This window comes from Paenibacillus sp. SORGH_AS_0306 (assembly GCF_030819345.1).
GTDB classification, from domain to species: Bacteria; Bacillota; Bacilli; order Paenibacillales; family Paenibacillaceae; genus Saccharibacillus; species Saccharibacillus kyungheensis.
Window position 1 is genome coordinate 2,147,294 of record NZ_JAUTBP010000001.1, and the last position, 25,655, is coordinate 2,172,948.

A 25,655-nucleotide genomic window follows, 5' to 3' on the forward strand; every position below is an offset into this window, starting at 1 on the left:
GTAAAGGGCAGACTGCCTATCTGCTATAGATAGACAATCTGAGAGTGATGCGATTTAGTAATAAAGCGTTATTTAGCTTAATGGCGTCATCTCTGTAGATTTAACGGTTCTATATACGGGATGCCACATTGCGTCTTTGACAGCTTGTTCGATATCGGTTGGAGTATTTTGTGCAACGCCATCTTGAATAGCGGCTTTGGCAACAGCTACAGCAACATTAAATGATACTGCTTGTAGATTTTTTACTCTAGGTAATAGTGGAGCTCCTAGATCTGAAGAATCTACAGCATGAGCAACAGCATCGGCTGCCGCTGTAAACATTCCTTTGGTAAATACATTAGCTTTGGCAACAATCGCTCCAAGACCAAGTCCGGGGAATACAAAAGCATTGTTAGATTGACCAAATTCAAATGTGGTTCCTTGATATTCGATAGGTTCAAACGGGCTACCGGTAGCGATCAATGCTTTGCCATCTGTCCATTTGATCAAGTCAGCCGGTACAGCTTCAGCAAGTGATGTTGGGTTAGACATTGGCATAATCATTGGACGTTCTACATGTTTAGCCATTTCTTTAATGATCTCTTCTGTAAAAGCACCTGTTACACCAGAAGTACCGATCATAATAGTAGGTTTTACTTGTTTAACGACTTCCAAAAGACTTACTTTGCCATTTTCATCTGTTGCCCAATCTGCAATTTCAGACATTTGGCGAAGATATGGTTTTTGGAAAGCAAACACATTTTCTGTTTCTTCAGTAAGTAGACCACGATAATCGTATGCCCAGAAGCGATCTTCTGCTTCTTCTTCTGACAATCCTTCTTTCATCATCGCATCTCGAATCTGATCGGCATTACCAATTCCAGCCGCACCCGGTCCAAATACAAGTACACGTTGATCTTTCAGTGATGTACCGCTAACTTGTAGACCGGACATCACAGCTGCAAGTGTTACTGCGCCTGTACCTTGAATATCATCGTTGAATGTCAAAATTTGATCGCCGTATTTTTCAATGATATTACGTGCATTCACATTTCCAAGATCTTCCCAGTGCAATAATGCGTTAGGGAATAATTTCATCGCTGTTTGTACATAACGATCTACGAACTCATCGTATTTGTCACCGCGAACTCTTTCATGACGATTACCGATATATAATGGATCATTCAATAATTTCTGATTGTTCGTTCCGGCATCAAGTACAACTGCAAGTACACGACTAGGATCAATACCTACAGCAGCAGTATATACTGCTAGTTTACCAATAGCGATATTAATACCACCTACACCCCAGTCACCAATTCCTAGAATACTTTCAGAGTCGGTAGCTACGATTAGGTCGATATCTCCAGGTTGTACGCCTGTATTACGGAAAGCTTCTTCAATCCCATCCATATTATCGATTGAAAGATACACACCGCCTGGTTTGTGGTATTGCTGACTGTATTCTTGAATTGCTTGTCCTACTGTTGGTGTATATACAATTGGAAGAAATTCGCTCAGGTGTTCGCTCAGTAGACGATAGTATAAAACAACATTACGATTATATAAATCGTTTAACATTGTATTTTTGCGAAGGTTATTCGGTTCAGTACTGATCTGGTCATATACACGATTAACTTGTTCTTCAATCGTTAAGATCATAGGAGGCAAAATTCCGTTCAGTTCCAAATCTGTTCTTTCTTCTGCTGTAAAAGCAACCCCTTTATTCAAAATAGGGTTAGCTAAAATTTCTTTTCCTTTAAGAATCGTTTTAATAGAGCCGTCATTATCCAAATAAAATGCGTTCATGTTTAATTCCTTCTTTCGTAATATTGTCATATATGTGTTTTTTCTGTGTCTAAATAGTGATTACCTTATTAATAATAGTATCATATTGACATATTGTAAAGGTCATTTTCTATGATAAATAATCTAATCATTGTTAAAAACTATGATTAAATTATTTATTACATATTTTAAATTAATTTTCAGAAAAATTATATATGCATAAATACGTTTTCATTGTTGTCTATTATGATAAAAATGATATATTATGTACATAATCAATAATAATGGTAGAATGATTTATCATAGTTAAAAACAATGATAAAAAGAAAAATAAATCTATTATTTTACCGTTAATCATAAGATTTAAGAAAGGAATGCTTATGGAAATTAGACAACTTGAATATTTTGTAGCCGTTTGTGAGGAATTACATTTTACCAAAGCCGCAGAGCGATTGGGGATTACTCAACCTACACTTAGTATACAAATTCGAACGATGGAAGAAGAAGTAGGTACACTCCTTTTTGATCGGATCGGCAAAAAGATTACTCTTACTGAAGCAGGATTTATTTTATTACGTCAGGCACGAAGTATTTTGTTAAAGTTGCAAGATGCTTTCGATGAGATTAATGGATTACGCGAATATACAGGCGGGAATCTGGTCGTAGGGGTAATGGCAGCAGAGTTGGATTATCGAATTACACCGATCTTGATTGATTTTCATCATCAATTCCCTAATATTCATCTTAAAATCTCTTCTGCGATTGAGGTAGCAGAGATGGTTATCAATAATGTAGTCGATATTGGTATTACATTAATTGAATTTACAGATCCTAGATTAGTTACAACCCCACTCTATACAGAAGAATTTGTTCTGGTTGTCTCCGAGAATCATGAGCTGGCGGATCAAGAGTCGATTTCACTTGCCGCTTTACCTTCTATTCCGTTGGTACTTTATCCTAAAGGGTTCAAAGGACGGGAATTAATCGAGCGTCATTGCAAAGAACATGGATTAAACTTAAATATTATTATAGAGACTTCTACAGCTTCTTCATTGTATGGCTTTGTCAAATCGAATGTAGCAGCATGTATTCAGCCTTATTCATTATCCGCTTCTCTTAATGATCCGACATTGCGTCTGATTAAAATAGCAGATTTCCCGCCTACCCGTCAGATTGGTATTATGCATCGTACGGATAAGTATCTTGGTGTAGCGGCTTTAGAATTTATGAAGATGATCGAGAAGCATTTAAAAATGTAACGATACAACAAAAAAAGAAGGATAAGCATATAACAAGCTTACCCTTCTTTTACTTTCCTCTATATTAACTGTCATCTACTGTTCCTTAATGATTCCTTTTTTAACGGATCACTTTACTTTGCCATGCTTTCTCTAATAACTCACTGTTTATACTTATTGCCGCCATCGAACCCATTGACGCAGCAGCGACCACCTGATATTTACGTGAAGCCGAATCTCCTGCACTGTAGACACCAGCGATATTGGTTTTACCAAACTCATCTACAATGACCATTCCGGTATCTGCTAGTTCGCATCCTAACATCTGAGGCACCTCTGATCCTGCTTCCAATTCAGGTGCAAAAAATATTCCTGTACACGAAAGTGATGTACCATCTTCAAATACAATCTGCTTGACCATACCTGCGTCTGATTGTATTTGCTGAATCGGTGACGTTACTATCGGGATATGACGTTGTTCCAACTCTTCTTTTTCTTCTTCACTCCAATCCTCTGTTCCATGGGTACAAATCGTGAACTGGTCTGTCCATCCAGAGATTGTTTTGGCAAGATGCAGTGCCATCGCTCCGCTGACGATTAAAGCTAATGGCTGATCTCGCAATTCCCAACCATCGCAATACGGACAGACGAATGCGCTTTTACCATAGACTTCTTGTAGACCAGCAATAGCAAGAGGACGATCTTTCATTCCAGTAGCAAATAGTATCTTTTTGCCTCTGTATGTATTGCCTTGTATCGTTGTCATCTCGAAATCTCCATCTTGACCGGTTGCGCGGATAACCGTATCTTTTACAAACTGTACTGAAGAATAGACACTAATCTGTTCTCTAGCTATCTGGCGAAATGTAGCAGGTGTAACTCCATCTCTGGTTAAAAATCCATGCGACTCCTTAGTCACTCGATTACGTGGAAGTTCTTCATCAATCACCAGCACCTTTTTTCGCGCTCTTCCTAAAACAAGAGCTGCATTCAATCCCGCAGGTCCGCCGCCAACAATAATTACATCTACTAATTGTTCCATATTCATAAGCTCCTTTATCATTGGTTTTAAGGTAAATTTCTATATTGTTATATGTTCACTTATCTATCTAGCATTTTAAGCGTAAAGATTTTATTTGAATAAGTCGGTATAGATTCTACATTATTGGACAAATTGAGCAATCCAAGCTGGCATCGGTATCCCTTGCGGGTTCCAACCTAGTAGATGACGAGCATGTACAGCCACAGCACTGCCAATATAACCAGTGACACCTGTTATAAAAATCTTCATCTAGTTTACCCCTCATTTCTAATAAAAAGGTTATTTATAATCAGAGACTTTAAAGACTTATATTATCTCTAATTATTATAAAAAAATGAATAGAACTACGTGTGAGAGCGTATCTTTAAACTATATAATCTTTTATTTGATAATTAGAGACTTTATTTGTCTATAATATACTTAATCCATTTTAGAAGTCAAGTTATGATCGTTTTTGTGCTTTTTATCAGATGAATAAATGTGGATCACCAGCATTTTACTAGGTCATTTTATACTATTATTTTAAAATACATATTCTTCTATTATTTTATATAAATGCCTATTTCTTTTTTGTAAGCGCTATCTTATAATAAGTTGCGTAAACGTTTGCACAAAATATATGTACAGGAGGAATGGTTATATTGGCATCGGGTAAACCGCATTTTAAAAAGATTATTTTAATTTTATTCGGGGTATTACTTTTATTTCCGTTGCTGTTCAGTGGTTCGTATACCACTAGTCATGCAGCAGACAATTCAGTGACTGTGTATTACAAAAAAGGGTTCACTACGCCTTATATTCATTATCGTCAAGCAGATGGCAATTGGACTACGGCTCCAGGTACTAAAATGGCTGATTCTGAAGTTAGTGGTTATACCAAAATCACTGTTAATATCGGTTCAGCTACACAATTAGAAGCTGTATTCAATAATGGTAACGGAACTTGGGACAATAACAATTCCAAAAATTACTTATTTAATCCAGGTACATCCACGTTTACACCTAATTCTAGCAATACAGTAGGTACGATTACGACAGGTGCACCCGGTGGAACAACCACACCTACCAATCCTACACCGACTCCAGATAATTTTGGCCCGGTAGATTGGAGTAAACGTAGTATTTACTTTATTATGACAGATCGATTCAGCGATGGAGACACGACCAACAATAATTATGGTGGCTTCGCTTCTAACAAAAGTAATCCTTCGCAATGGCATGGTGGAGATTTTCAGGGGATTATTAACAACCTCGACTATATCAAAAATCTTGGATTTACCGCAATCTGGATCACTCCTGTAACGATGCAAAAAAGTGTAAATGCGTATCATGGTTATCATACGTATGATTTCTATTCCGTCGATGGTCATTTAGGAACTATGGCTAAATTCCAGGAATTGGTGAAAACAGCACATAGCAAAAACATCGCAGTCATGCTAGATGTTGTTGTCAATCATACTGGAGATTTCCGTCCTACCAATGGAACAGCCAAAGCTCCTTTTGATAATCCAGATTGGTATCATAATGCTGGAGATATTACACAAAACGATTACAATACTAATAATCAATCTCGTATTGAAAATGGTGATGTTGCTAGCCTAGATGATCTTAAGCAAGAAAATACAGCAGTGGCTACAGAGTTGAAAAACTGGGGTAAATGGATTATCGCTCAATCTGGTGTAGATGGTCTACGTGTCGATACAGCGAAACATGTACCGAAATGGTTTTTGAAAGATTTTGATACGGCTGTTAATACATTTACTATCGGTGAAGTATTTAACGGTGATCCTGCTTATGTCGCTGATTATTCTAATTATTCCGATGCAGTGCTTGATTTCCCTATGTACTATACGATTCAAAATGTGTTTGGACATGACGGTTCAATGAACCAGATCAAAGATCGTTATAGCCAAGACTATCGTTACAAAAATACTAATTTCAATGGAACTTTTTTAGACAATCATGATGTTAAACGTTTCTTAAATGATGCTTCTGGTAAGCCTGGCAATGCATCAGACAAATGGCCACAATTGAAAGCGGCACTTGGATTTATGCTGACTTCTCGTGGTATTCCGATTGTGTATCAAGGAACAGAACAAGGATTTAGTGGCGGAGATGATCCTGCCAATCGTGAAGATATGACATTTAATACTAATAATGAGCTGTACAAATATATTGCGAAATTGAACGCTATTCGTAATAGTCACCCTGCGCTACAAAATGGTACTCAAAAAGAAAAATGGGTCGATACCAATTTCTACGGATTCCAACGTTCTAATAGTGGTGACGAAGCCGTTGTATTAATCAACAACTCATGGGAAAGCCAAACACGTACTATTCCGAACTTGGATAACTTCTCCAATGGTACAGTGTTACGCAATCAAATGGGGACTGATTCTGTAACTGTTAATGGTGGTTCGATCACTATCACACTAGCTCCAAAAGAAGTGAAGATTTTAACGAAATAACATTCTCATACAAGTAAAATGATTATTCTGTAAAATACCCCAAAGCAGTCTGATTTCTGCAAAAGCTATCAGATGACTTTGGGGTTATACATATGAGTCTATACGAGGATCTACTTTTAAAAGTTATGGATACGTGAAAGCTACAGGTACACCTATAATGCTATTAACTTTTTTGATTGTATTGAGCCATAAAAGGTTCTGCTAATCGGGAAGGTTGTAACTTGGCACTTAGTCCAAAAAATTCACAGTAATTCATAATCAATGGATGCCACTTTTCAGGATCAATATAATCTTGATCAGGATGAAGTAAAATACTTTCTTCTACATGCACGCGTATCATCCGTAGTTCTATTGCCGCAATTGTACCTGTTTCACTAAAAGGAGAAATCTGTTCTACACTAGCTTCTAATTGAATCGGACACTCTTGCACCAATGGCGCTTGGACGAGATCTGCTGGAATAGCTGTTAGCCCTGCACATTCAAATTTATGAGGTTCATAGTGATAGCCCATAGTAGCTTTGTATACAGGAACGTCTTCTTTTCCAGTTGTTAGCGCTAATCGATCAATATGGTTGACTAACTGAGCAGAAGGAAGATTAAGTACGCAACTTTTCTCTCTAATTAGATTCTGTACCGTCTGTGATTGATAGCTCATTCCTAACATACAAGATTGATTAACCCACCATGCCGAAGACATCGGTGCTAGATTAGGAGAACCATCTGGATTTATCGTACTAATAAGAACTACAGGCGTTCCAAAATAAAATACTTTAGGGTGGACAATTTTGTGCATGCGTCACTTCCTTTATAAAATTTGAGGATCACAGGAACGATACATAAGATCAGGTGATATGCTTATTATAAAAGAAGTACCTATGCAAAACTTTCGATGTATTGCGCTCTTATTCGAATCTTTTACTCCTTATGTAGTACATGATCTAGTAAGATAGCATCAATAATGGACAACAAATTATAAAAATAACTCAAGAAACAAATCTATATATATCACAGACTATTTCTTGAGTATTTATGGGATGTAATCTATTTTTATCATAAATGCTTATATGATATCTTTTGACATTAAAGCTGAATCCACCACTCGTCCATATGACTAGCGACTTCACTGTACATTTAAGAATGGAGACTTTGAGCTAGCTCTGTAAAAATAACACCAAGTGCATGTGCACCTGCATCAGGGTAGCCAATACTACGCTCGCCTACGGTGCCTGCTCGTCCCATACGTGCCACAATATTTTTTGTGCTTTCTGCCCCTTGCACTGCGGCTTCTGCACCTTTTGTTAGAGCCGTATGCAAGTCATCTCCTGCTTGCGCACTGGCTGTCCATGCATCTGCGCAAGGTACAAGGGCATCAATTAACGTTTTATCACCGACAACAGCTCCACGTCCAAATGAACGTTCACCTGTCGCCTGAATCCCTTTCACCGCAGCTTGCATCATTTCTGCAAATTCTGCTACAGTGATCTCTTTCTTATCTCCAACACTTTTGCCTGCCGCCCGGAAAGCTGAACCCCAGATTGGACCTGATGCTCCACCGCAAGCTTCCATAATGACCAGTGAGGAGTGATCTAGAAAACGACCGATTGTCAGATCATCTTCTGCTAGAATTATACTCCATTCATGTTTGAGTTCACGGAATCCTTTAGCAATACTCATCCCGAAGTCACCATCACCTGCATGAGAATCCAGATCACAGAAAGGAACTTCATTTTCGATAATGATCTCACTCATTTTGTCTACAAGATAGATCATATTATTCAAGGTAAGTGTATTGCCTTGCAGTTGTGCATAACCTGGATCTGTCTGCACTTGATAAGATACCGGCTCATCTGGAACGTCTTCTACTGCCGCCGCTTCATAATGAACAGGTGCTACAGCACCGGATACTTTAAAAGCAGGGGTATCACTTTCTTGAGAAAGTAATGTTTTGAGTTCTTCGTCTAATTTCATAATCGTCACTGAAATACCATCCATATCTATACTGGTCATGTAGTTACCGACAAATTCACGATTGATCTGGATACGACGATTAGACAATTCACGTGTGACCGCATGGTTGAATAGATATAACTCTTGTAAAGGAGTTCCTCCAAATCCATTGATCAGTAATGCGATCTCGTCTGCATGTCCATCTTCTATTTTCATATCTCGCATCAGATCATCGACCATACGCTTAGCAAGTGTATCTGCTGATGCCATCTCTTCGCGCTTGATACCTGGCTCGCCATGAATCCCTACGCCGTACTCGATCTCATTGTCACCTAATTCAAATGTCGGGCTACCTTTGGCTGGAACGGTGCAAGAGGTTAATGCAAATCCGATACTGCGTACATTAGCAGCCGCTTTTTCTGCAACAGCTTTGACACCTGCTAGATCGCGTCCTTCTTCTGCCGCCGCACCTGCAATCTTATGTACCAGAACTGTACCCGCTACTCCGCGTCGCCCGACTGTATACAGGCTATCTTCGACAGCAATATCATCTTCTACCCGTACATAATCGACTTTGATCCCATCTTCTTCACATAAATAAGCGGCATTTTTAAAATTCATCATATCGCCGCTATAGTTTTTGATAATCATCAAAGTACCTTTTTCACCGGCAGTTGCTTTGATTGCCTGATAGACTTGAATCTGAGAAGGAGAAGCGAAAATATCTCCGCATACAGCTGCATCTAGCATGCCTTTCCCTATGTATCCTGCATGAGCCGGTTCATGTCCGCTACCTCCACCACTGATCAAAGATACTTTTTGCGGATTGAGCTGTTTCTTTTTAATGACTTTATATTTTGAAATGAGCTCAAGTTCAGGGTGAGCCAGCACCATTCCTTTTGCCATTTCCAGTACCATATCTTCTGCTTTGTTCATTACTTTTTTCATATATTTGTCCTCCTTGTCTTTCTATTGTTCAGTGTAACTTCTTATGTATCATTACCCTAAACCTTACATTTCAAAAAAAGCTATACAGATCACTGACTCTGCATAGCTTTTTACATACATGACAAACAAAGTATTCGATTATTTAAATAATCGCTGAAATAATGATTTTTTGGCAAGTTCAGGAGTATCGATCAAAGTACCGCTTAACCAGAAAGAACCCTTTACAATATTCCCTACCTCGATAGGTTGTAATAGTAACTGTTCATCTGTCACCATATCTATCGTCCCGCCTAGTGTTTCGATCAATGACCAGTTGAAAAATTCACCTGTTATTGTATTTTTCATCCGTTTTGTTTCTAATACATTGCCTGTAAACATAGCTGTAGCTTGCGCCACTTCACTATCTCCAAAAAGACCTGTCGGAATAAAAGATTGAGCGGCAAACTTCACTTCTCCGTCTTGTTGTGCAAAGTAATCTTCTTCATTCTGATAAACGTTCAACTCATGGGTAAAAGCCGCCAGTTGTATATGTAGTAGTTGGGGTAATACGATATCAGGATACAGATTACTATTCGGTAGATCAAATACAAAAGGATATAAACCCGATTGTTCTATCGTTCCTTCTGGCTCTGCCCACGCATGTAAAGCTCCATCCAAAATACTGTCTGGACGATTTACCGATGCATTTAATAAAGTATACATATTGGATTTGCCGCTAAAATGAGGGTTCATTCCTATACATTCATTTTTCTTATTTACCTGTACCCATAATTCACTACCACTTATATCTTTCAATGCAAAATAATAACCATCTTTTACTTGGATTCGATTGTTCTCTGTACAAGCCAGTTGAATCGCTTCATCAAATTCTTGCTCATTTGAAACGTTAAATCCGATCGATGTCATATGATTAACCATTAGATTGTCTCCCTACTTTCTCAAAAAATTCTATCTTTATACTGACACATATAAAGATAGGGCAACAGGGCGAAAGTATTACGAACTGTTAGCTTACTCGGTTTCTTCCTCTTGCAGAGCGATCTCTACGAATTTAAAAAAATCGCTAGCTTCGACAGAACGATATTCCCAATCATGCCAGAAATATAACACTTGCCCTATCGTACCCTCTTCTGTCGGATCTGTATCTATACACAAATAATCGCCTCCACCATTACTAGCAATCGGAATCCATTTGGAATTCCATGCTAACGGTTGGACACCTGGCTGTGCATCTACTTCCCAATCTTCAGGGTCAAATTCTTCTTGCAAGAAAGTCCAATTTTCAATGATTTCAGGTATAGGAGATAAAGTAAGATTTCGCACAAAGCATGTCGTTTCTATCTGTTCTTGTTGACCATTATGTATGCGATAAAAAGCTTTAATCTGTTCAGGTATTACTACACCAAGAGCATCTTCCAACCCGGCGATGTCTTGATCTGTAGCCCCAGACTGTAAATGAAGTTTAGTTTCAAATTGATGATCATCGACTGATCCTTTCGCAATAATCTGCTCCCATAATTTTTGCGCTTGAGTCTCCATACTATTCTCCTTGTCTATTAGTTGATAGATTTAAGATGATGTAGCTAAATAAATACGATCTAATTCATTATAATAACTGTACTTATCAAATTGAAGTGTAGGTATCTCTTCAAACCATTGTACTGTATCACCAATATTATGATAACTATATAAAATATCACTAGTGTCTATACCTATACGATTCCACCAAATTTCATTTTCTTGTATAATCACTTCTGCTACAACAACAGTACACCACAGATCACAATCGTCTGGACACATTAGTATGGGCAGTATCACTATTTCTTGCTTATCTCTATATCGTTGAAGGACTAATTGTTGTTCTGCCTCTGTACTGATCCAATCATAGATAAAAGGAATAAGTCCAAGATAATTTTGATCAGGATAAAGTCTATCTAACCATACATCTAGTTCTAATCCATCAATCAAAATACATGGATGAGGTAGATTGATATATATACTTTCTTGTATGTTAACTTGTAATGTATTCATATCTAATAATATCCTTTCGTTTACAAAATAATACATTTTATAGTAGACTAAAAAGCTGGTATTGCTATTATGTAAGAAAGGAGAAGCAGATGAAGAAATGGGAAAAGTATTTGTTCTTGTCGATTGTAACAGCTCTGATCGTTATCCCTTTAATTGTATATGTAGCTAATCGTAATCATACGTTTGCAGAATTAGTAACCGAACGAATGACAGCTAGCGAACCTGTTGTATCCCTCTCTCTTACAAAATCATCAAGTGAGAAGCAGATAAAAATCAAAGATCCTGTTCAGATTCATCAGATTATGGATAACTTATCTACAACGGAATTAGTCAAAGTCCAGTCACCCCATCTACAAGGTACCTATTCTTATTATATTCATCTTAAAGTCGGAGATAACCAGCATAGTCGGGCACGGTACGGTCTTATTTTGTATAGTAACAATTATATCAGTATTTATGATTTTGAACGCAACGATAAATATAACGGATTAACCTATCAAATAAAGTCTCCTTATTCTATACAACAGATTGATCATTTGTATGCAGCTCTATCCCATAATACATAAGAAAAAAACAAGCCAACACGAGATTAAGTCTAATGTGTTGGCTTGTTTTTATATCGAAACTATATACTTCTTTTATTTAAATACTAAATATTTCATATACAACGCCGTCACCAATACCTAGCATATTCAGATAATTTTCACCGATATAAGACCAGATTTCGATCGTATGTCCATTATCTTTAGTGACTGTCTTTTTATCAGGATTTCCCCAGGATAATAATACTTGTCTGCTAGTCATTCCCTCTACAACTTCAGCATTAATAATGCGATTCCATGTTGCTTGTGACCAGTTGTATTTACTGCGAATATCGTAATTAAAAAATTGCTCTGTATCTGATAATAAGCTTGTAATCTCTGCACCGGTTAATCGGTCAGATAAATATTCTTTACCTTTACGATCGCCAAATTGGATCACAAATCGTGTTCTATTATAAGCATCTTTTTCTGCGTTAATATCTTTGATCGTTACTTTGCTAAATCGCTCACCAGCTTTATGATAATAATTTACCCAGTATGACTTACCAAGTAGCCTTGTTAAATTGCCAATCTCTTCTTGTTTGATTAACTTTAAAGTTTTATCTGATTGAATCGCAATCGTTGAACCATTTACTTGTACCAGAGCCTGTTGATATTTCGTATCCCAATTAACTTTAGCGTCTTTGGAAATGCTTGATAATAAGGTGGCTGGAAATACAGTCTGATTTCCAGAAGTTTGAACTTTACCTTTCATCTTCACTGCTTGATTGTTAACTTGAGCAACTGCACTATTTTTATTTAATACTATGCTAGTAGTTCCCCAGTTAACTTTGAATTGATTGCCATCGACTAGAATCGTACTACCCATCGCTTTGAATACAGTCTGTAAAGGTAGATAGACTGAACCATCGATCATTACTGCGCCTGTTAAAGCTTCTTCTGTTGTTCCATTTAATGGAGATTGAGCTGTTAATGTATCTGTTGTTAAAGTAATCGTAGCATTCCCGATCGCTTTTACTTTGATCGTACCATCGCTTAATATTTCCGCAATAGGAGACGGAGCTACACTCAATTCATTGGCACTAGCCGGACGAGTATTTATAGAGCCGTTAGAATACACTTCTTGAATCTGTGCATTTATTTTATCTCCTACTGAAGCGTTGGTTTTGGATAAAATCAATTTCAACTCGCTAATAGATGGTGCTTGAAGTGGAGTTACTGTTTTGTTAGCATCTTCTACCCAATCGCCATTTTTGGTTTGAGCATATATTCCGTTAGGTGAATAGACCACTTTCGCAATATTGGCGAGTTCGCTGATCTGTTGAGGGGCAAAGCCATTAGAACGACTATATGACCATACCGATCCATCTTTTTTCACTACCAGTAATGAACGTTTAGATCCTTGCCATTCTATAGATGTTGCATCATTTGCAATGACTTGAGGCGCATCACCAGATAACAGATCAAGCAAAGTCACGCTACCATCACTACGTAGAACAGCTATTGCTATTTCATCTTGTTTTATCGATACAGCATCAGGATAAGATCCAATTTTACGACCTAGACCATTTTGATAATTGTTATAATATAAAATATCTCCAGATTGCTTGAGTATGGCATACGAATCATTAAATGCATCAAGTAACTTCACGCTGTTCGGTAAAGTATCTGGTTTGCCTGATCCGATCATATCCACTTTGCCATCTTTATGTAATACAATTCCATTCCCTGAGATGTGAGCAACATTATTCATTCCTGCAATCACTTCGATTTGTTGAGTGATATCATCCCATCCCATAGCTTGTCCACTTGTCGTCCAACCATAATATTGATGATTCGATCCTACGCTAATCCCTTCAAATTGATATTCAGAATGCCAGGGTCCTTTCATAGACATCGCCCACATTGAACCATCAGATAATAAGTAATGATCTTTATCAATAACGCTTACAATTTGAAGATTCGAATGATTAGTTTCTGCTGCCGATACCTTTAATATAGGAGAAAACAATGGTGCATTACTTCCTAAAGATATTCCTACTACTAGCGTTGATGATATTACCCATTTAGCCAATGGAATTTTTTTCTCAAGCATGTTATAACCCCTTTTTCTATGTATTTGATGTGTTGTATAAAGCCTATATCTAATGTAAGCCCTTCTTTATATCGGCATATCAGTGAATAATTTGTAATTTTGTTTGAAATACATGCGCCATATTTTATTTGACAAAGGGGTTGAGATGTTTATAATTTTCTTTTTTCATGATTTTGATGTTATTATTGTGAATTTTTCATATGTTGAAATTTTAATTTTAGTGATAGTATGGTTATAGAAATATGAAATATTTGTTGCCGCTTCCCTCGCTATTTTGGGCACAAAAAAAGGACCAAAATAGGATCCTTTTCGTTGTTACTTATTATGTTTTTACTTATTATTCGGTTACAAAAACACCTTGTTGATGGTATACAGAAGTATGCAGTTGATCAATCATAAAATCAGCTAGATTAGCACGAGATAGCTTTTTCTTACTGGAAGTGCCTTTATTGATGTGTGGCTCATGGATATAAGTTCCTGTTTTCGCTCCTGATGTTAGAATCGGAGGTTGAACTGATATCCAGTCCAGCCCACTGCTGGCGAGAAAAGCTTCTTTTTCTCGGTGATCTGCGATTAAGTTCTTCATCGCTAGTGGGACGATATATTTGTATAGTGCTCCTAATTGAGACGATTCTTTGCGAACACCTATAAAGGAAACATGAATAAATTTGCTTATCTGATTGGCTTGAGCTGCTTTGATAATGTTTTTGGTCGCTTCGGTAAGTACAGGATCTCTTTGAAAAGGAGTCTTCGCTCCTAAAGCTGAGAAAACAGCGTCATATGGATGTGCTCTCATAACTCGATCAATATCATCATAATGGGATAAGTCCCCTTTTTCGATGATCAGCTTAGGATCACTAATAGTTAGTTTTTCCGGATGACGTACCAATGCAGTGACTTGATGCCCATGCTCTAACGACTGCTTCACCAGTTCAAGACCTGTTTTGCCTGTGGCTCCAAAAATGATAATATTCATTGATCTCACTCCTTTAGAATGGTATTCATTTTGTATTTATTTTTTAGGTTTCACTATTGTGAATTTTTCATATGTTGAAATTTTTAAATTTACTGTATCGTTGGTTGATCATAGGTTCTAATTTCTTATAATTCTCTAAAGAATCCTGCACATGGTATTCACTAGGTAACGAACTTGCCAAACAATCGATATAATCTGCTAAATATAGATTATCATCTTTATTTAGATATTGACGTGCAAATGCATTTCCTTCTTCTAATAGATCATTTGAACTAAGTGAACCATCAAGATATTCCCCAAAAAAATGTGCACCGCTCATTTCACCCTGCTTTACTAGATTTATACTTGTTTGATATTGATCTACAATTTTCTGAGTCAGTAGATTATTTATTATAAGCCAAGTGACAAACATTCCAGTATGTATATAAGCTTGGAAAGGCAATAATGTTTTGGGATAGTCCCCATCATAGTGCCATTTCGCTTTGTCATATACATAAGCTTTTTCTCTTCTACTTAAATTAGCATATTTTATATCTGTATCTTGTAAAATTTTCGTATCTTGTTTTGTAAATCCTTCTTTTATTAGCTGTTCAATCAATTCGTCTACACGAACTTGTGCTTCTTTAAAATCCTTATACTGTTCAATGTTTTCTCTCTTTGTTCTTATTCGTTCAAGCATACGCCCTTTTACAATATAGAGAATACTTTGATAAGACAATCTTTCTAATCTCAAATGCATATATTGGGTCGATTTCTCACCACTTTTAGTCAGAAAATTTTCGAGTTCTGTTTTATATTCCATAAGCTTATTCACTCCATAATACCTTTTTGTATAGCATACTCTTTTTTATTTATTTTTGATATCTACACCCTTCTCTTCTACTTCGTTATCACTATTTCCAAATAAAAAACCTAGACTCACTACCAGTGCCATACACACTCATAGTAACTCTAGGTTTTCCCATCAATGATATAACGGACCTTTTTGAGCAATGATCATAGTTCTAATTACAAATCATATTAATCCCAAGCTGTAGCAATCTCTTGTTTTCGTTCTTCTAACAGCTTTTCTTTGTCATCACGATAAAATAGATTGTACGTATCAAAAGGAATAATGCGCCCATCTGGATGGACAATATGCACACATGATTTTTTGACAGACCGAACATCAAAGTTATAAGCATCTAAAAACTGCATAATAATGACGCGGAATACATTATCATAGTTAATTTCTTTCGGTACTGCTGCAAGAGGTAGACAGCATAACAGACTTTTGAGCGATAGTGCCGAAGAAATCGGTGAGTGACCCGTCGATAATAGCTCAAATAATTTACCACGAATCACCGGATCTTGTTCAAATACAATCGTATTGCTATCCCCTTCTAACAAGATTGAAGGCTCAATCATACGTGTTAATGGTAACACTTCACGTCCTAATTTGAGTGCATAACCCATTGCCAGACAATCAGGATGACAAGGAACCGGTAAAATATCATCTTCTTGAAATACTTCTGATTGATCGATAATCATTTGTCTGACTTCACTTACGGTTAAGCGATCTGTCGCCGGATCATATCCTTCTAAGCGTCCTGCTGCTTGAATCGGTTGAATAGTGACACCACGAACAGCTTTTTGTTTGAGTCCATATTGAATAATTTTACCGATTTCTGTATCGTTTAATCCTTTTTTTAGCGTCACTACCAGAGTGGTCGACAAATTATATTTATTGAGATGACGAATCGCATCTTCTCGTATACGCCTAAGATCAGCACCACGTAGTTCTTTCAATACATCAGCTTCAAAGCTATCAAATTGCAAATAGATTTCAAAGCCTGGCATATACGAAGCTAATCGCTTGGTGAACTCACGATCTTGCGCAATCCGAATCCCATTTGTATTGAGCATAATATGTTGAATTGGACGGCTTTTGCACATATCTAAAATTTCAAAAAATTGTGGATGCGTTGTCGGCTCTCCTCCACTAATCTGTACGATATCCGGTTCGCCTTCATTTTCTACAATCCGATCTAACATAAATGCAATCTGTTCTAACGAACGATAAGAAGTACGATGAGGTGAAGATTCAGCAAAGCAAATAGGGCATTGCAGATTACAATGATCAGTAATCTCTAGTAAAGTAAGACAGCTATGTTGCTCATGATCCGGGCATAACCCGCAATCATAAGGACAACCGTACTTAATCGGTGTGTTCCAGACTAAAGGCATTTCTGAAGGCTTAATAAATTCTCGTGTGCGATGATAATACTCTACATCTGTAGAAATAAGTACTTTTTCAGGCCCATGTACAAGACAACGCTTGAGCATATATATTCGTCCATCTTCTTCAATAATTTTGGCTTCGACTTTGCGGTAACAAGTCGTACAGATACTATTTGTCAATTCATGATATAGATACGGTCGATTTTTAGGCATAATATATCGCTCCTTTTATGGTAGAGATCCTAAAATATATTGACGTAACAAGTATATACAGCATTGTCTGATAGGTTGGTTGTAATCATAATATGTAGAGCTTAGTAGAATGTAAGTGTAAGGATAATGATTAATTTGCTTTCAATATATTGATCAAATATTGCACTATATTGCTTTTACCTGTTGAGAATTATTTCTACGTTTGCCCCAGATCAGCCAGCTATAATAAATTAATCCAGCCACACAAGCCAACTGAATATTATTATGTCCCCAGTAAGGATGCAAAGTAGGCTTGATATATTCAATTACAAATCGAAATAACAGATAACTTGCCATAAACCACTGGAACATTCGACCGGATACATAGGAAGTGTACGATGTGGATGTCTGACCTTCAGACGATAATACAGATAATAGACGACTTTGACGATATAACGGAATCAAGCAGACTGCCAGTATAATTAGAAAAGCAATCTCGTATAATTGCGTCGGATGACGCATAACTCCATCACCAAAATTTACACCTGTTATCCATGTTGTTGCTATCCCATACGTATGATCATCCAATCCGGTCAAAAAGCATCCTATTCGCCCTAGCGCCAGACCAAGTATTAGCGGATAGACAAAATCGTCTCCTGTAGAGCTTTTCCAACCGATCCAGCGCTTGGTCAATTCTACACCGATCAGCCCTCCTAACAATCCTCCGACAATCGTTTTGCCACCCCGCAACAAGTGAAACTGACGTAATTGTTCCCATGTTGCTACTGGATTTTCGAACCAGAATAATAATTTAGCACCTAACGCCGCTCCGAGAATCGTACCTGCTAATATTTGCAGACTCATCAGCTTGGACATTTCACTAGGTCGACGTGTCCACAAATAGAGACGAAATCCTAAAAAATAACCTAACGATTCAAACAACACATGGGGATGAATACGCCATGACCCTAAATAAAAATAGACAGGAAACTCCATTCAAGCACTCCTTTAGTAAGAATAGATCATCGCTCCACAGATCGCTGCTAACAGTAAAGCCAATGCTCCCACAATCGCCAGTAAAGCTACAACAATTTGCCAGAATGTATTTTTAGGTTGAGGTTGTTGAGGTTCTACAGTGCTTGCGGTAGCAGGTTTATTGCAATACGCACGACAGGTCTGCATCTCAGGGTTATAACATTCATCACATAATGGCTTTCCACACCTTGTACATTGATGAACCGCTGCACGATCTGGATGATTCATACAATGAAATTCTTCCATTTGAGCACCTCCCTTGTCATTTATTTCTATTGTAAGCGTTGATACTTAATTGAGCCATCAAAAACCTTATAGACTCGCTAAATTTCTAATTTTTATTGATTTGGTGTAGTATTAGTATGTATTTAGCTTCTATATAAATGATTCATTCCTAACAAAATGATTGCCGATACGGTTGATAGGGTAAAATGGTAATGAGACTATTTCAAGGAGGAACCATCGTTATGTCTATTTCACTTAAAAAATTAAAAGATCAAGTTATCGTTATTACAGGTGCTTCAAGTAAAGTTGGTATTGCTACAGCTAAAATGGCAGCAGCTAAAGGCGCAAAAGTTCTACTTACTTCTAAAAATGAAGATGCGCTCCTCCAATTAGCTACAGAACTTCGTGCTAAAGGATATCCAGCAACATGGGTTCCCGCAGATATTGGAAGAGAAGAAGATGTTCACAAGATTGCCGATGCCGCTATTCGTACATTTGGACGGTTTGATACTTGGGTGAACAGCTCTGATGTCTCTTTACTTGGCGATTCTACAGAAGCAACTCAAGACGATATCAAGCGTATGTTCAATATGAATTATCGCGGAATTATTTATAGTTCGAAGATTGCTATCAATCATTTCAAAGAACGTGGCGTTCCTGGCGCATTGATCAATATGAGTGCTGTCTGGAGTGATCGTGGTACAGTGATTCCTGTTCCTTCTTCCGCTTCTAATTTTTCTGTAAAAGAATGGACAGATAATCTAAGAGCAGAGGTTGCTAAAGATAAAGTTCCTGTATCTATTACGCTTCTTCATCCGGGCAAAGCAGTAACTCCATATAACGAAACGATGAAAAAACATAAAGTTATGGTCTATCCAGCAGGTTCTGTTGCTGAAAATATTATCTATGCCGCTCAAAATCCTAAAGAAGATATTCCTGTGTATGTAAAAGAAAGCAAACACCCTATTTTATCTTCTCTTGCTGTTGCAGGTCTTGGTGTTATTGTCTATGCTTCGATCAAGCAAAAAGACCAACCATACCAATCCAAAGATCAAGTGTAATCGATACTTACTGTTTTCTATAAAGTGTAATACCAGTACTTATGTTATTCAAAAAAGACGATCTTCTGTGTATAGAAGATCGTCTTTTTATATTGAAGTGACTCTATAAAATAGCTATAGTAAATGTAATATACAGCTCATTTGAAGTAGAAAGGATTATACAATGACTACGAATAACAACAAATTGTACAAACAAAAACTAACAATATTGAAAAAGTTATATCATTATCAAAACAGTGATTATGATGCTACACGTCAGGTCATTATTTATCGTGAAGAAGCATTAACACCAGATGAACGTGAACGATTGCAACAAGATCACTGGAAAATTAACGAGATTATATCGATCGATCATAATACGCTTATTGAATCTATTAGAGTCTGGGGACAAGATGAACAGTTATCGCTAGAACGTGCTAGCGCTGAATTTATAGCGGCTGTAGGTGGCAGTTACCCTCGTGGAATGACCACTTTACATAGTACACTTTTTGCACAAACCGTACCTGAGCATGATTATCAACCAGCACGTCGCCTGATAGCATGTGGAGTGTGTGGATTTTCAACTTCCAATGCAACACCGCATGATGGACATTGGAGTAATATTGCTTCTATACGGAACTCGTTGTATCAAGGTAGACTGTACCATTCCGTAATCGGTGTTTATACCGATCTACAAGAAAGGCTCACCTTACCTGCTGTCTCGCCTACAGAAGAAGATATCAATGTTTTTCGCAATCTACTCCATCATTTGGATCAAGCCCATGAAGATGAGACTCCTAGTTCATATGAAAAGCGTCTTACTGCTACCAAATTAATCAAAGGAAATGCAGGCACAAGGCGAGATATTTTACAAACGTTAGCAATCGCAGGGATTCTACCTAATTCACAGATATCACTTGACCCGTTAACATGGACTTCATTTGAAGATATGGTAGATCCTGAGGTGAATCTCAACAATACCAAAGGTCGTTCCGATATGGAGATGCCCTGGGCAGCTTGGGAAGGCAAATTAGGAGTCAATTGGGATCAAGCACGTCTATTATTCGGAGCTTATTTATAAAAAGAATAAATACAGAAAAAAACCTGCCACTCTCTAAAGTAGGCAGGTTCTTTTGTTAACCAGTAGAATATTTATTATAAATAAAGCCAATCATATCTTATTGATGTTTACCTTGTTCTTTTTCCATGCGAATTTTATCGGGTGTAACATCATTTCCTAATTCATCCACAACAGTCAAACCTGAGAAAGTACTCAGTACCTGTCCACGGATTTCGCTTAAATATTCTTTACGCAAGACTTGCTGTTCCGCTTTCTCTTCAGCAGTCAGACCTTCTTCACGCTGTTTTTTAGCCAATTCATTAATACGATTCAAACTTACTATCATTTGTACTCTCTCCTTTCACTTCCTTGTTCCTATTATACACAAACACATGTGATTAGCGAAATTGTATAATTGTATATCTATTGGAAGTATCTGATTCTCTTGATATTAACGATAACCTTTTATCTTAATGTTAAGATAAATATAATATACTATATATTTGTTGCTAATACAAGTTTTTGCTTAGAAGTGATTAAGGATTACATAAGAACACATACAAAAGCTGATCAAGATACCGCTTATACATACAATCGTATTGAAGTATTTCTGATTTTTATGATCTTTGTAAACTTTAAACTGTTTTTGATTACTATAGAACGCTAAATAATTGATTCCTAGCCATAACAAACCCCAACATAATAGGCATATATACCATATAAAATCCAATAAGATTGGCAAAAGCCTGGATAGCTATCACTCTCCATACTACCAACCTGGGATACTCTCTGGTTACACTCTGTTCTAACATATTATTATTCTCCTTTGTATTTCCCAAACAAAAAAAAACACGCGCTACCCTGTTAAGGATGGCGCGTGCTTCGCGTTTGGTCATATTGAATTTTTCTTATTCTACCATGTCTATATTTATGGAGCAAATACTATTAGTATTTTGATTCTACAGTTGTCTGCTCTACTTGGATAACTTCTCCTGCTTGTTGTTCAGACTTTTTGAATGCTAATGGATAAGCAATAAGGGCAATCAATAAGCTGATCAATCCTATCAAGCTAAGTGCCAATATATCTTGCACAATAGCGGACATGCCCTGACCTTTTAGCGTAATAGCTCGTACTGCGTCCAGATAATAAGTTAACGGTAACGCTTTAGCAACCATTTGCAAAAACGTAGGCATCGCTTCTAACGGCCATGTATAACCAGATAACATAAAGGAAGGTACAGCGATAAGCATCAATGTCTGGGTAGCATCGACTTTGGTACGTGAGAACAGACTGAACAAAAATCCTAATCCACATAAGGCTAGATTAAAAGCAATCGAAATGAGAAGAAAAGGCAACAACTGTCCTTTGAATGGAATATGAAATGCAAACGCCGCTATGCTGAATACGGTGATCACATTGACCATTCCGGCTAGAAAATAAGGTGTAAGCTTCGCAATCGCAAGTCTCCACGGGGTATGTCGCCAGTGGTAAAACCGACTCCATGTGCCAAGCTCTTTATCTCTTGTACATGATAAAGCAATACCTAACAATAAACATTGCTGAAGCGCTGTAGAGATAACACCGATCGGCATAAATAATTTGTAATTATACACCGGATTGTATAATACACGTGAACGAAAAGGAATCGTGCTAAAAACAGAATTGGCTTGATCGCTATTCATTCCTTTTTGCTCCAATGCTTTCATTGATGCCCCTGCACTCACACTACTAATGACCTGATTTGCAATTCGACTAGCGCTGTTGGAGTACATTAGATTACTACCATCAATCACTGTCAGTATCGGAACATTTTCACCATGCTTGAGTGACGCTGAAAAGTCATTAGGTATAATCAATCCTACTTTAAATTGCCCTTCTTCGACTTGCTGGACAATATCATCTTGATTCCAGCTTTGCTTGGTAACCGCAAAGGTATCAGTAGCATCGAATGCTTGAATAATTTGCCGGCTTAATTGCGAATTGTCGCCATCATAGACAACGATCGGAATTTCTGTAATCCGTTCATGTGAATATAAAAATCCAAATAATACAGAATATAAAATCGGTGTAATTAATAAAATAATAATCAGCTTTTTGTCTTTAAGCATCAATCCCAATTCTTCGCGGAATACTTTTCCTATCGTAAGCCGTTCCATATTACTGAACTCCTTTACCATGGAAAATAACCGTCGAACCTGTAGGTACTGTAGCAGGCAGATTGAGCAATTCTACTTTGACTCCGAATGAACGGATATCTGTATCACCAGAAGTTTGACTTGGTTTTTGAATCGCAAAGTCAGCCGCGGCATCAATGACACTTACTTTTCCTTTAACGACTGTATTTCCAGAAAGTAAAGTCACTTGAACAGGATCACCTACTCGCAGTCCATTCAGATCGGTTTCGGTTACGTAAAATTTCGCCCAGCGTTGGCTAGTAGTCTCCAGTGCATAGACCGGGAAGCCTGCACTTGCCATTTCACCAACATTTAATGACTTGGATTGTATTACTCCATCGACAGAAGCACGCAATACGGTATAGCTAAAATATGTTTGGGCTTCTTGCAAAGCGGCTTTCGCCTGACTCACTTGTGAACGGGCTGCTTTGACTTTGGATTTGGCTTGGGTGAGTGTAGCTGTTGCTTGTTCGATAGCGCCTTGGGCTTGAGCAACAGCACCTTGAGCTTGAGCTACAGCGCCTTGCGCTTGATCAATGCCTGCTGTTGCCGCTTTGACTCCTTCTTGTTGCAAAGCCACTTGCCCTTGTCCGGCTTCCGCTTCTTTTATACTTGCTAATGCTTGTTCATATTGCGCTTGCGCCGCCGCAATTTCTTGTGGACGACTTCCTTTTTGTACTAATTGGAGTTGTTGGACTGCCGCATCATATTTCGCCTGTGCTTGTTTTTGTTCAATAGTGGCTTGATCGAGTGCGGCTTCGGTAGCTAACCCGTTGGTATGTAATTGCTGCACACGTTTGAGACTTTTATTCACAGTTGCCAGTGCTTCTTTAGTTATTTGCATATTCACTTTCGCTTGTTGAATCTCTTCAGGTCTGGCTCCACTTTTGAGCGCTTCCCATTTGGCTTTAGCGGCTTTGGCAGCAGCTTGAGCTTCTTGTAATTTACTAGAAGCGGTATTCGCTGTCACATCAACTGTCATTTCGCCCTGACTTTTTTTCACCTGTGCAGCATTCACTGCGGCTTGGGCTTCGGTCACACTTGCACTCGCTTGTACTTTGCCTGCTTGTGCCTGAGTTACTCCAGCTTGAGCTTGTTCAACACCGGCTTGGGCTTGAGACACATTAGCATTGGCTGTCTCAACCGCAGCTTGAGCTTGCGCTACTTTATTCTGCAATTCTTTACTTTCAAGACGAGCAATAATCTGCCCTTTTTTCACTTGCTGTCCTTCTTGTACTAACAATTGATCCACTCTACCAGCTACTTTGAAGCTAGCATTAATGACATCTGATTCGACATAAGCAGTTGGTGTAGAAGTCGATGCTTCTGCATTTAATAAATGACCTTGTTTTCCCCATGTAAACACCGCATAAAAGCAAAGCAAGATTGCGATCACAATCACACTGTATATAGCGTATTTTTTAAATTTCATGTAAGACTCCTCCTGTAGATTGTAGTTGTAAATTAAGGTTAACTCGTAAATAAACCAACCTGTGTACGCATAGGTTGGTTAGGATTATTCGCTTGTATAGGGATCTAGATTCCAACGAATAACGAAAAGAATAGCTATGTAGTCTCAATATAACATATACTTGTAGTACACTATATCTACCATAAGTAGACTTGTATAATCTTTTAGTTCACTTAAAATTAAGCTAATGATTATCAACTATTATTATTAACAGTCATCAACAATATGGAAGCCGAAAAAAGAGAGGATTACATATGAATATAGAGCAAATGGAATATATTATTGAAGTAGCCAAATGCGGATCATTAACCAAAGCCGCTGAAAATTGTCATATTACAGTAACCGGAGTCAGTCGTGCGATCTCTTTATTTGAACAAGAAATCGGTATGCGAATATTTATACGTTCTCGCTCGGGAACTACTGTGACTCCTGAAGGACAAAGCATCATTACCAAAGCGAGTCGAATTCTCAAGCAAATCGAAGAACTCAAATCAGAAGCGCAAAGTTATCGAGAAATGAATAATGCCAAATTACGCATTTCTACGATTCCCGGACCGATCTCTTTATTAATAGATGTAATCACTGAACTCAAAAAAGAATTTCCAAATAGCCGTATAGAAATTAAAGAAAATAGTACAGATGCTGTAATTGATGATGTGGAGCATGAACGTAGTGATATCGGCTTTTTTCTTTTAAAAGAACATCATTTACCGGCTACATCAGATCTGATATTTGAGCCGTTAATGAAAGATAATATGGTGCTGGGTGTTAGTGTACACAGTCCTCTCTCCAACCAATCCTCAGTTACTTTGCAAGATTTGAAAGACTATCCGTTTGTACTATATAACGATCCATATATTATCGCTTTTGTTAATACGTTAGATAAGCCAGATATTTTATTTCAAAGTAATAACGTAGAAGCTATTCTCAAAGCCGTCAAAGAAGATATAGCAGTAACGATCGGTACCGATTATTCGTTTCGCGGATATACGATGTCTCAAAATCGAGGGATTGTCACAATACCTTTTGAAATATCAGCGGAAGACCCTTCTTATCTATGGTCTGTCACCTCGCGTAATAATACAGCGTCTGAAGCAGAGCAGCTATTTGTCAAAAGAGTCAAAAATCTATTACTCCTTTAAGTAGATACTCTGCAATACAAAAAGAATGATCCCTTTATTAA

At 37.6% G+C, this 25,655-nt stretch carries 22 protein-coding genes and 1 pseudogene; 6 read left to right on the forward strand and 17 right to left on the reverse strand.

Translation table 11 applies throughout. The features are described from left to right. Positions 1-72: 72 nt before the first annotated feature. Positions 73-1,788: an NAD-dependent malic enzyme gene (locus tag QE450_RS09195; RefSeq protein WP_307298720.1), complete on the reverse strand. Its 1,716-nt coding sequence runs from the start codon at positions 1,786-1,788 to the stop codon at positions 73-75. Between the two features lie 359 nt (positions 1,789-2,147). Between QE450_RS09195 and QE450_RS09200 the strand changes: the two genes are divergently transcribed. Next, positions 2,148-3,026 (forward strand): LysR family transcriptional regulator, encoded by an 879-nt coding sequence (locus QE450_RS09200; RefSeq protein WP_273612524.1) that lies wholly within the window; start codon positions 2,148-2,150, stop codon positions 3,024-3,026. Between the two features lie 100 nt (positions 3,027-3,126). On the opposite strand, the gene QE450_RS09205 is transcribed toward QE450_RS09200, so the two are convergent. Continuing rightward, positions 3,127-4,047: an NAD(P)/FAD-dependent oxidoreductase gene (locus QE450_RS09205; protein ID WP_307298723.1), complete on the reverse strand. Its 921-nt coding sequence runs from the start codon at positions 4,045-4,047 to the stop codon at positions 3,127-3,129. 120 nt (positions 4,048-4,167) lie between these two features. Beyond that, on the reverse strand, positions 4,168-4,296 hold the full coding sequence (locus QE450_RS09210; RefSeq protein ID WP_307298726.1) for a hypothetical protein: 129 nt from the start codon (positions 4,294-4,296) through the stop codon (positions 4,168-4,170). 503 nt (positions 4,297-4,799) lie between these two features. Between QE450_RS09210 and QE450_RS09215 the strand changes: the two are divergent. After that, a pseudogene (locus QE450_RS09215) lies at positions 4,800-6,515 on the forward strand (alpha-amylase family glycosyl hydrolase); the annotation flags it as partial. Positions 6,516-6,678: 163 nt separating this feature from the next. Here QE450_RS09215 and QE450_RS09220 read toward each other — a convergent pair. The 5 genes from QE450_RS09220 to QE450_RS09240 form a co-directional block, all read right to left on the reverse strand. Beyond that, positions 6,679-7,308: a flavin reductase family protein gene (locus tag QE450_RS09220; protein WP_307298727.1), complete on the reverse strand. Its 630-nt coding sequence runs from the start codon at positions 7,306-7,308 to the stop codon at positions 6,679-6,681. 338 nt (positions 7,309-7,646) lie between these two features. Further along, positions 7,647-9,410: a dihydroxyacetone kinase subunit DhaK gene (gene dhaK, locus QE450_RS09225; protein ID WP_307298729.1), complete on the reverse strand. Its 1,764-nt coding sequence runs from the start codon at positions 9,408-9,410 to the stop codon at positions 7,647-7,649. A gap of 138 nt (positions 9,411-9,548) precedes the next feature. Continuing rightward, on the reverse strand, positions 9,549-10,328 hold the full coding sequence (locus QE450_RS09230; protein ID WP_307298731.1) for a hypothetical protein: 780 nt from the start codon (positions 10,326-10,328) through the stop codon (positions 9,549-9,551). Positions 10,329-10,421: 93 nt separating this feature from the next. Beyond that, complete coding sequence (locus QE450_RS09235) at positions 10,422-10,949, reverse strand: SMI1/KNR4 family protein (protein ID WP_307298733.1); 528 nt, start codon at positions 10,947-10,949, stop codon at positions 10,422-10,424. 30 nt (positions 10,950-10,979) lie between these two features. Further along, positions 10,980-11,441: a hypothetical protein gene (locus QE450_RS09240; RefSeq protein WP_307298734.1), complete on the reverse strand. Its 462-nt coding sequence runs from the start codon at positions 11,439-11,441 to the stop codon at positions 10,980-10,982. An 89-nt stretch (positions 11,442-11,530) separates the two neighbouring features. Here QE450_RS09240 and QE450_RS09245 point away from each other — a divergent pair, with 89 nt between their 5' ends. Continuing rightward, a complete protein-coding gene (locus tag QE450_RS09245) occupies positions 11,531-12,007 on the forward strand; it encodes a DUF5301 domain-containing protein (protein ID WP_307298736.1) in 477 nt (158 codons plus the stop codon). A gap of 76 nt (positions 12,008-12,083) precedes the next feature. Here QE450_RS09245 and QE450_RS09250 read toward each other — a convergent pair whose 3' ends face one another. The 6 genes from QE450_RS09250 to QE450_RS09275 form a co-directional block, all read right to left on the reverse strand. Next, positions 12,084-14,078 carry a stalk domain-containing protein gene (locus QE450_RS09250; protein WP_307298737.1) on the reverse strand — a complete coding sequence of 665 codons (1,995 nt, stop codon included), beginning with the start codon at positions 14,076-14,078 and terminating at the stop codon, positions 12,084-12,086. 337 nt (positions 14,079-14,415) lie between these two features. Further along, entirely contained in the window at positions 14,416-15,054 is a 639-nt protein-coding gene (locus tag QE450_RS09255; RefSeq protein WP_307298739.1) for an NAD(P)-dependent oxidoreductase, read from the reverse strand. A gap of 67 nt (positions 15,055-15,121) precedes the next feature. Beyond that, positions 15,122-15,856, reverse strand: a complete 735-nt coding sequence (locus QE450_RS09260; RefSeq protein ID WP_307298740.1) for a DUF7832 domain-containing protein — start codon at positions 15,854-15,856, stop codon at positions 15,122-15,124. 218 nt (positions 15,857-16,074) lie between these two features. Next, positions 16,075-17,487 (reverse strand): radical SAM protein, encoded by a 1,413-nt coding sequence (locus QE450_RS09265; RefSeq protein WP_204823946.1) that lies wholly within the window; start codon positions 17,485-17,487, stop codon positions 16,075-16,077. A 165-nt stretch (positions 17,488-17,652) separates the two neighbouring features. Further along, positions 17,653-18,462 carry a prolipoprotein diacylglyceryl transferase gene (locus tag QE450_RS09270; RefSeq protein ID WP_307298743.1) on the reverse strand — a complete coding sequence of 270 codons (810 nt, stop codon included), beginning with the start codon at positions 18,460-18,462 and terminating at the stop codon, positions 17,653-17,655. 12 nt (positions 18,463-18,474) lie between these two features. Continuing rightward, complete coding sequence (locus tag QE450_RS09275) at positions 18,475-18,747, reverse strand: hypothetical protein (protein WP_274172779.1); 273 nt, start codon at positions 18,745-18,747, stop codon at positions 18,475-18,477. 221 nt (positions 18,748-18,968) lie between these two features. On the opposite strand from QE450_RS09275, the gene QE450_RS09280 reads away from it, so the two are divergent. Next, on the forward strand, positions 18,969-19,787 hold the full coding sequence (locus tag QE450_RS09280) for an SDR family NAD(P)-dependent oxidoreductase (RefSeq protein ID WP_273612539.1): 819 nt from the start codon (positions 18,969-18,971) through the stop codon (positions 19,785-19,787). A 163-nt stretch (positions 19,788-19,950) separates the two neighbouring features. Then, entirely contained in the window at positions 19,951-20,847 is an 897-nt protein-coding gene (locus tag QE450_RS09285; RefSeq protein WP_307298747.1) for a hypothetical protein, read from the forward strand. Between the two features lie 97 nt (positions 20,848-20,944). Here the strand turns inward: QE450_RS09285 and QE450_RS09290 are convergent, their stop codons facing one another. From QE450_RS09290 to QE450_RS09300, 3 genes are all read right to left on the reverse strand, one after another. Beyond that, positions 20,945-21,172, reverse strand: coding sequence for a DUF896 domain-containing protein (locus tag QE450_RS09290; RefSeq protein WP_273612541.1), 228 nt, complete (start codon positions 21,170-21,172; stop codon positions 20,945-20,947). Between the two features lie 599 nt (positions 21,173-21,771). After that, the gene (locus QE450_RS09295; RefSeq protein WP_307298749.1) at positions 21,772-22,983 is read right to left on the reverse strand and encodes an ABC transporter permease; all 1,212 of its coding nucleotides are present in this window, start codon (positions 22,981-22,983) and stop codon (positions 21,772-21,774) included. A gap of 1 nt (position 22,984) precedes the next feature. Continuing rightward, entirely contained in the window at positions 22,985-24,433 is a 1,449-nt protein-coding gene (locus QE450_RS09300; RefSeq protein WP_307298751.1) for an HlyD family secretion protein, read from the reverse strand. Between the two features lie 293 nt (positions 24,434-24,726). Between QE450_RS09300 and QE450_RS09305 the strand changes: the two genes are divergently transcribed. Next, the gene (locus tag QE450_RS09305; RefSeq protein WP_274172774.1) at positions 24,727-25,614 is read left to right on the forward strand and encodes a LysR family transcriptional regulator; all 888 of its coding nucleotides are present in this window, start codon (positions 24,727-24,729) and stop codon (positions 25,612-25,614) included. Positions 25,615-25,655 lie beyond the last annotated feature (41 nt).